Source organism: Bacteroidota bacterium, assembly GCA_018692315.1.
Taxonomy (GTDB): domain Bacteria; phylum Bacteroidota; class Bacteroidia; order Bacteroidales; family JABHKC01; genus JABHKC01.
On record JABHKC010000125.1, the window covers coordinates 18522 to 28428 of the forward strand.

2 protein-coding genes are annotated in these 9907 nt (G+C 34.9%); both read right to left on the reverse strand.

Going from position 1 to position 9907, the window contains the following annotated elements; all coding sequences use genetic code 11:
* Positions 1-214: 214 nt before the first annotated feature.
* Complete coding sequence (locus tag HN894_09830; protein MBT7143627.1) at positions 215-3985, reverse strand: T9SS type A sorting domain-containing protein; 3771 nt, start codon at positions 3983-3985, stop codon at positions 215-217.
* A gap of 179 nt (positions 3986-4164) precedes the next feature.
* On the reverse strand, positions 4165-9907 hold a 5743-nt coding region (locus HN894_09835), incomplete at its 5' end, for a T9SS type A sorting domain-containing protein (GenBank protein ID MBT7143628.1).

Genomic DNA, 9907 nt, shown 5'->3' on the forward strand with positions numbered 1-9907 from the left:
AAACTATATATTTTGTTTAGTATAATGAAAAAACCAATTTCTTGTTAAAATATTCGTTTATTGACTGATAATCAGTATTTATAATGAATGTTAATTTATCATAAAATACTATTAACATGAAATTCTTTACATGTCAATTAAAATTCAATAATTTATCAAAAAAAAATCCCAGACAATAATTGTCTGGGATTTTTCAAATATTTTAGATTAAAGTTTATTTTACAATATTCATATATTTTGAATCTATAAAATTTGAACTTGTAACCTTATACATATATGTACCGGATTCAATTTTCTCAGAGTTGAAAATTATTGAATGATTTCCTGCTTGTAAATCAGTTGAAACAAGCTCATCTACCATTTCTCCTAACATATTAAATACCTGAACTTTAACAAAAGAACTCTCCGAAAGGTAAAACCGAATTTCGGTTGAATTACTAAACGGATTTGGAGTATTTTGATATAAAATGCTATTAGACATTGCATTATCATTTATTGAAATTTTCTCTGCAACAGCAATTTTATTTGTTTCATATAACTCATTTCCTACCGTCCAATTTTCAACTACGATTGTTTCTTCAGTATTTAAATCAGAATGCCAGATTTTGATTGTATATTCTTCATTGTTAAGCATACCGTTTGTTCCTTCAGCATGTAGATCGTCTCCCCAAATTGTAGCAACAACATTGTCGCCATTAATTAGAGCAGAACCAACGAGTAGTCCGTTTTGTGCAAATATTCCAATTTCATCGCCTTCTTGAGGAGCATTTTCCCAAGCTGTAGATGGAATGCAAATTGTCATATTGCAACCAGTAATATTATGATTTGCAAAATGTTGTGGTTTATCATTATTATTATTAACAATTCCACATTTTGTAGTATTTGCAGCATAGTTGAAATCTATCTGAGCCGTAGTATTTGCTTGATATCCTTCACCTGGAATCATATTTCCAATGTTATTAAAGTTGAAATAAGGCCAATAAACTTGCCCTATATCATCCTTCACAATTACAATGTCAGCAACAACATCGCTAAGCATATCAACCATAGAAGCTTCAGTATTTCTAAGGTATCCAAACAATGTCCATCCTGAAAGCAATGTTACATTTGTATTTTCTGGTTCAACTGACAATCCTTCAACAATTAGAGTATCAAGTGCATTTAGTTTTACTTGATAGGCTTTTCCAACCGTATGATCTCCAATATCATTGAAATTAAATGCTGGCCAATAGACTTGCCCTAATTCACTTTTAGCAAGATAAAGGTTATCATTTACAGTATTCATAACATTTCCGAAATCATCGAAAGTAGGATCAATAAATGTTGAAATCATACTCCAATCTACCCCAATCGGAATAGTTTGAGTTTCTGGTTGAATTATTTCAATAGAATCAGTGTTCTCACAACTATTGGTATTTACTGTAACAGTATAGTATCCATAAGTAGTTATGTTAGGTGTAGTGTTTATTGAGCCTTCTGACCAAGCATAACTATCATATCCGGACCCAACATCTACTGCAACTGTGTCTGGCGAAAATGTAATAATACTATCACCTAAGTCAACCGCTGGTATAGAATTAACTGTAATTTCGAGACTTTCTGAAAACTCACCGTTTCCACAAGTTGAGATCCCTCTAACAGTAATAAATGCTGTACCTGAGAAGTCTGCACTCCATGTTGCTACGGCATATTGGGTTGATCCAGAAATAGAACCTGCTTCAACCGGATTAATATTCCAACCATAAGAAGTGGCATTTATGGAACCTGATGTTGAATAGTTTTCAGACGAACCACCTTGACATAAATTAGCAATTCCTGAAGGTGTTCCCGCTTTCGAAGGTAAAGTATTCACTGTAACATCAAAACCATCTGAGAATTCTCCATCACCACAACCAACACCTTTTACTGTAATAGTAGCAAGTCCGTTAAAACCAGCATCCCAATCAACAGTTCCGTCAAAACCTGTCCCTGTAATTGTTCCTGCATTCACAGGTGAAATTTCCCAAACATATGTGCTTGCATCTGTAGCACCAGTAGTAGAATAAATTTCGTTTGGAGAATCCTGACATAAAACAGCAGTTCCACTTGGAGTTGCAGCTTTTCCTGGTAGTGATACAATTGTAATGGCAAGGCTATCAGAATAAACTCCTTCACCACATGTATTTACACCTTTTACGGCAACTTTAGCTTCTCCGACATAACTATCATCCCAATTTACGGTTGCAGTTAATCCTGTTCCACTAATGATTCCAGCACCTCCTGGAATTAGTTCCCATGTATAATTCAATGCTTCACTTGCACCTGTAGTAGTATAGTCTTCATTTGCACTATTTTCACATAAACTTACAGATCCTGTTGGTGTTGCAGCTGTACCGGGTAATGGTGTAACTACAATATCTAAAATATCAGAAGTTTGACCTGTACCACAGGAATTTATTCCTGCTACCCATATTTGAGCAGTTCCTGAGAATGTATTTTCCCAATCTAACCCAATAGTAGCCTCATCAGTATTTCCTGTAAAAGTACCGGCACCATTAGTAATTCCCCATGAATATGATGTTGCATTTGTAGCACCTGTTGTTGTATAGCTAGTGTTTACATCGTCAATACATAAAGAAGTTGAACCTGAAGGGGTAAATGCCTTGTTAGGTACAGAATTTATATCTATGCTTAATCCTCCTGAAATATTTCCATATCCACAATCATTATAAGCTTTTACGGATATTGTAGCATTTCCTGAATAGGCATCATCCCAATCAATAGTATTTGTAAGAGTTACTACTGAATCGCTGGTAAATGTTCCAGCATTGGAAGGTGAAACAGTCCAATAATAACCTACTGCATGATTCACAGCAGTTGTGGTATAAACAGTGTTTGCTGAATTTTGACATAGAGTTTCATCTCCGCTTGGAGTTGTAGCTGCTTCTGGATACGGATTGACTGTCTCGTAAATAGTATCAGGATCAGATAAAATACAAGCAGAAGCTGATGACAATTCGCAAGTTATCATATCGTTATCAACAATGGCTGATGAGATATATGCTGAGTCAGTACTAACTTCAACATTGTTTAATTTCCATGTATAGAGTGGATCTGCAATCCCACCTGTCGAGGATAAAAAGAAAGTAGCTTCATCTCCATCACAGATTTCTATTCCTGGATCTACATCAATATTAATTGTAGGAGGTGTTAACCAACCATTAACAGTAAGCATGGCATGTGTTGAAGCATTTTCAGTTGCAAGACCGTCGTCCAAAAGACAAATAAACAAGTCTTCACTGTGACTCTCAAGTGTAGTTACTGTAAGAGTATTAGTATTTACTCCAGCAAAAAAAGCACCATTTGTCAGGTCAGTCCAGTTTTCACCATTGTCGGTACTCGTTCTCCACTGATAGGTACTTGCAGTTGTTGCTATAGAAAAATCAGCATCATATCCGGCGCAAACATCAATATCTTGAGGTTCTGCCGAAATTGCTATTGCATTTACTGAAGAAATTTTGCCATCAATAAATTCTGAGGTAAGAGTTGCTGAGGGAGTTCCACCGGTAAATTTACAAGCATCAACTGTTAGATCATCCCAAATGAGGTTTGAAGCACCGGTTGCAAAAGTAAAATTTAATGTTGCAAGCACTGAATCGTTTGGTGCAAATGTAGCCCTATATCCATTGTATCCACTCCATGATATTTGAACTTTCGAACCAACAATATTTTCAATGAACCATCCGGTAGTAAAAAAATCATGAGTCAAAGCTGCATTGTGTGAAGTAACTGAAAAATTTGAAAGGACAGCACCATCAATAAAGAAAGCTAATTGTAAGGCATCAACATCTACTACGTTTGTAGCAATTATGTTTACACTCACTGCGTTATTGTCCGGCGAAGTAATAGTCTCCAAACTGGTTTCTATAGTTTGAGAATTAACCGAAAAGGAATAAAACAATACGCTTAGAAAAAGCATTAATTTTAAAGGAATTCTTTTTTTCATATTTTTTAAATTTTTGATTGGAATTAAATTATTAGATTTTGTTCAATGTGTGTCTAAAATACATTTGTATTAAATGTAGGTATTATCAATAAATCAAATTCAAAGATATCACATTTCCCCATAATAAAGGGAAAATGCAATATCTTATATGTCTTTTTGATTTTCATTCTATCTCAAAACTATTTTAAAATATTCATTGTTCGAGATTGCTCAAAACTACCTTCAGTACTTATTACATTCAATTTGTATAAGTATGGTCCTGAGGCTAATTCACTAGCATCGAATTTAATAGAATATGTTCCACTTTCCTGAGTACTATTGACAAGCACTTCAATTTTTTCACCTAACATATTATAAACTGTAAGATTTACTAAACCTGTTTCAGGTAGAGTATAGCTTATTTCTGTTTGATTATTAAATGGATTTGGGAAATTGTGGCTCAAGTAGTATTGTGATAGAGAATTATTGTTAGATTTTGTTTCAATTTCAGGAATTACAACACTGGCAAAATTCTGAGAATTATTAAGGTCAACAACAAAATTACTATTTGAACTTAATGCAAGATCAAACGCTGTATTTGATGTCAATTGAGAAACAAATTCTAAGGTAAATAAGTTTTCTCCTTTTTCAATATTAATTCTATCAGCATTCGCCCAAATAATATGTAGTATTCCGTTTTCAGCATTAAAAGCAAGAATCTCATTTCCAGTTGTACCATTCTTAATGTTGGATTGAACATTTGATACTTCAAATTCTGAAGGATAATTACAAACAAATTCTATTGCTCTTAGATTTAAGTTTTCATCGGCAATTACAGGAATACTGAAACTATTGTACGAATCAATTTGTTTGATTCCTTTCTTTGGAATATTAGTATAAGTTACAGCTTTTGAAAATTGTGTTCCAAATGAACCATCAGCATCGCCATAGCAAATACCTTCTAAAGTAACATTTTCATCGGCTCCTGCAATAGTTGCACTTCCGCTTTCAAATAACCAATCTGGAGCTAACCATCCAGCAGGAGACATTCCAACAGATTTTTCAGCAATAAGCTGGAAGTCATCATAGGTAATAGTACCACTATTGTTTACATCACCTGCATCAATATTCAAAAATCCTGATGGAATTGTTGTTCCATTATCATAAATCAGTGCCATAATATCAAATACAGTGATTCCTCCTGATGGTTGAATTGTATTTAAATTATCAACATTATATGTTAGTCCATCATCTAAGCCTCCTTGGATGAATGAACCGGCAATATTTGTTGTTTGAATATCAGCGAATACACCTTCACTTATTGTTGCATTAACATCCTCTAATCCAATAAGGGAATTCCAATAATTAACCTGTCCATATATGTTATATGTAGGTAATGCTGAAACATCAATATCTATATCATCAGTTCCCATACAGCCATTAGCATCAGTAACTTCAACTGTATATGTTGTCATAACTCCCGGTGTAACTACTTGGTTTTTACCAGAAAGATTTCCAGGATTCCACATATATGAATAAGGGTTTGCACCTCCTGTAGCAGAACCATGTAGGTTAGCATTGTCTCCAATGAAAATAGTCTGATCTAAACCTGCATTTGCAACTGGGTTTTCATTAACAATAACTAATACTTGATCAGATATTGTACAACCCGTATTGTCAGTTACCTCTAAAGTATAATATGTAGTATTTGTTGGTGTTGCAGTAGGATTAAAAATACCTGGGTTATCTAAACTTGCAGCTGGACTCCATGAGTAAGTATATGGTTCTGCACCACCATAAGCAGTTCCAGTAAGCATTACACTTTCTCCATAACACATAATCTGTAATGCTCCAGCATCTACAATTGGTACAGTTACAAAAATATCATCATTTGCTGAACAATTGATTGCATCTGTTACTGTAACAGTATAATTAGTTGAATAATTAGGATTAACTGTTATCGTTTCTGTAGTTTCTCCATTCGACCATAGATACGAAAATGGTGCAACTCCTTCACTTATTGTTGTTGTAAGAACAGCGTCGTTGTTACAAACTGAAACGTCATCGCCAAGATCTACTGAAATTGAATTAATAAATACATCAACCTCATCTGATCCAAAACAACCATAAGCGTCAACAACTTCTAATGTATATGTAGAATTTGCATAAGGAGCAGCTAATATATTTATATCATTATTAGATGTCAAAATATTAGAACCAATCCAATTAAAACTAAATGGTGATGTTCCTGATGAAACCATTCCATAAAGTGATGCAACGCCATCATCGCAAATTGTGAGATCTTGTCCAGCATTAACAACAGGATTGGTATGAACATTTACAATATGCTCTGCTGAATATTGACCTTCTCCACAATTATTAATACCTTTAACTTTAATAGTTACAGTACCGGCAAATGTTGGATCCCAGTCTATTTCAATAATCTGTGTTTGACCAAAATCATTAACAGTACCAGCATTCTGTGGAACAACCGACCAAGAGTAAGAACTAGCTCCTAAAGCACCAAGCGTATAGTAGAAAGCATTTTCACTGTCTTGGCAAAGATCCATTTGTCCTGTTGGACTTGAACTAATTGAAGGAACTCCTGTAATTATTACAGTAGCAAAACCTGACCAAGCACCAGTTCCACAATCATTTGTTGCACGAACTCTTACTTGAGCTATTCCAGCATATGTAGTAGCCCAATCAACAGTTACTTCTGTTCCGTTTCCGGAAACAACACCTGCAAAGGAAGGTTGAATTTCCCACTCGTAAGAATTTGCAGTTGCAACTGGACTTGTAGTAAACATTTCTAAATTTCCAGCACAAACCGGGGATGTTCCAGAAGGAGCATTTGGTGCTACCGGAGCAGACATTACATCAACTAAAGTCGTACAAGTTTCAACAGTGTATCCATCTCCAATTGCAACTATATATTGTGTTGCTACTTGTGGAGAAACATAAGGATTCTGCATTGTTGAACTAAATCCGTAAGGAATTGAAGTCCACTGGTAAGAATATGTACCTGAACCACCTAAACCAATACCATGCAATTGTGTCCAATCGCCAGAGCATATAATAGCATCATCAACATTACAATCTGCACTTAATGGATTTCCAATAACTGTAACTGTAACTGAGCCTAATACTTCACAAGCTGAAACTAAATCTGTTACAAGAACAGTGAAAGTAGTAGTGCTTTGTAATGGAACTGTTTGAGTAGTTTGAGAATTCAAATATAGTACATCTGCAGCTGGTCCCCAACTATATGCATATGAACCTGAACCATTAGAAACAAGTACATTTAAAGTGGCTTGTGTTCCATAAGGAATATCAAAATCACTACCTAAATTAATAATTAATGATGGTAAGATTTCAACTTCATCAATTGCAACACATCCGTTTATGTCAGTAACTGTTACATCAAATATGTCATCAGTAGTTACAGAAATACTTTGTGTAGTTTCACCTGTACTCCAATTATAGGATTCGAATGTTCCCGGATCTAAAACTATTGTTTCTCCTGAACAAATTATTTGATCTGAACCTAAATTTGGCAAAGGAGATGAGAAATTTAATAATTCAAATTCGTCTGTTCCTTCACAACCATTAACATCAGTTATTGTTACTGAGTATAAACCAGGATTTGATGCCGCTAAGGTTTGGTTCATTGAACCATCGTTCCACAAATAAGCATCCCATGTTCCGGCATCAATAGTAAAGCTGGCTTCAGGGCAAATTGTCTGGTCTATGCCTAAATCGACAACCGGCAACGATATTGTACTAACATCTACAATTCCGTTCATATTACTTCCACAACCATAAAGGTCGTTCGTTGCAACTATCATATAAGAAGTAATTTCGCTGAAATATCCGAAACTAATTGCAGAACCAGTACCTCCTACAATTACTCCTGTTCCTACATAATCAATTGGAACAAAACTAATATTTTGAGAAGAATTATTTTTGGTTAATGGTGAACCAAGTTGTGATAATGTACCATTTTGGTTCGATAGAGTTTGTGAATTTGGTGCATTTCCAATAGATGCATTATTTGCAGCCATGACATATACTTCATAAGAAACACCAATTTCAGATCCTGATAATCCAATTTCAGCGCCTTGTCCACCTATACAATATGCTCCATCACCTGTAATATCGAATACAGTAGGTAGAGGTATCAGATTAAGTGTTGTAGTAATTGTACTATCGCATCCATCAATTGATTGATAAACTTCAACATAATCTCCTGGCTGAGATTGATATGCTCCACCTAAGAATATTGATTCGCCTTCGCAAATAGAAACACTTTCGAAAATCTGATATGTAGGATTTACTGTAAGATAAGTAGTAATAATGCTATCGCAACCATCAATTGTTTGATAGTTATCTACATAAACTCCTGTTAGATTCTGGTATGCTCCACCTACAAAATACGATTCATCATCGCAAATCACAAAAGCTTCAGTAAAAGAATATACAGGATTTACAATAAGAACTGTAGTTACAATACTATCACAACCGTAAATTGATAACAAATTATCAATATAAGTACCTGCGATTGATTGATTTGCTCCTCCAACAAAATACGATTCACCTTCACAAATCTCAACATTCTCAGTGATAGCATAAACAGGATTTACTGTTAGGTTTGTAGTAACAACACTATCGCAACCGTAAATTGACAACAAATAATCAATATAAGCACCTGCAATTGATTGATTTGCTCCTCCGGCAAAATAAGTTTCGCCATCGCAAATCTCAACATCAACAGTTGTTACATAGTTCGAATTTATGGTTAAATTTGTTGTTACGGTGCTATCACAATCATAAATTGATGTATAATAATCAATATAAGCACCTGCTGTGGTTTGATATGCTCCACCTGCATAATATGATTCTCCATCACAGATTGATGCATATACAGTTTCGTTGTAAACCTGACCAACTGTTAGGTTTGTAGTTATCGTACTATCAGTTCCATAAATTGATGCATAAACATCAACATAGGTGCCGCTTGTAGTTTGATAAGCTCCACCAGCATAGTATGATTCGCCATCACATATTATTGCATCAATCGTAGTGTTATAGAAAATATTTCCATTTAATGATTCAAGACCACTCATTCCGTTTGCAGCAAATTGGCTGGTATTTGGGAAAGTTTGTATATATGTCGGGATCATACTGGCTTCGTTACCTGTGAGTACATCCCATACTCTAAATTGGAAAGTTTCTCCTGTAACAAATCCATCATTTCCAAGATCAGCTCCCCAAGCAGAAATGAAGTTATCGTTCGAAGATGAAGTATAAGAAGTATAACCAGCGCATGCAAGCGTACCTAAAGAATCGTAAAATACACCTATATACGAACCTTCAGCAATCTGAATACCATCTATTGTAATAGGAATATTGTCTTCAATTAATATGGTATGATTACTACCTGTATTTTGATAAGTCCAAGTAGGACTTGGTGTTCCAACTACAAGATTTGTAGTAACTATGCTATCGCAACCATCAATTGATTGGTATGTATCAAAATAAGCTCCTGTTTCAGTTTGATCGGCACCTCCACAATAATGAAACTGACCTTCGTCTATCATTACATTTTCGGTAGTTGAATGAACAGGATTAACGGTCAAATTGGTTGTAATTGCACTATCGCAACCGTCAAGAGTGGTATAGTTATCTACATAAACTCCGGTTTCTGCCTGATAAGCTCCTCCGGCAAAATAGGTTTCACCTTCACAAATTGCTACATCTTCGGCAATCGCATAAGTAGGATTAACTGTAAGATTTGTAGTAACTATGCTATCGCAACCTTCCACTGATGTTAAATTATCAACATAAGTTCCGGAAGTTGTTTGTTCAGCACCACCGACAAAATATGATTCGCCATCACAAATTTCAACATCATTTGCAATAGCAAAAACAGGATTCACTGCC

What these genes read in the sequence shown, in the direction of transcription:
- HN894_09830 (MBT7143627.1), bottom strand. Translation starts at nt 3,985, where the DNA reads ATGAAAAAAAGAATTCCTTTAAAATTAATGCTTTTTCTAAGCGTATTG.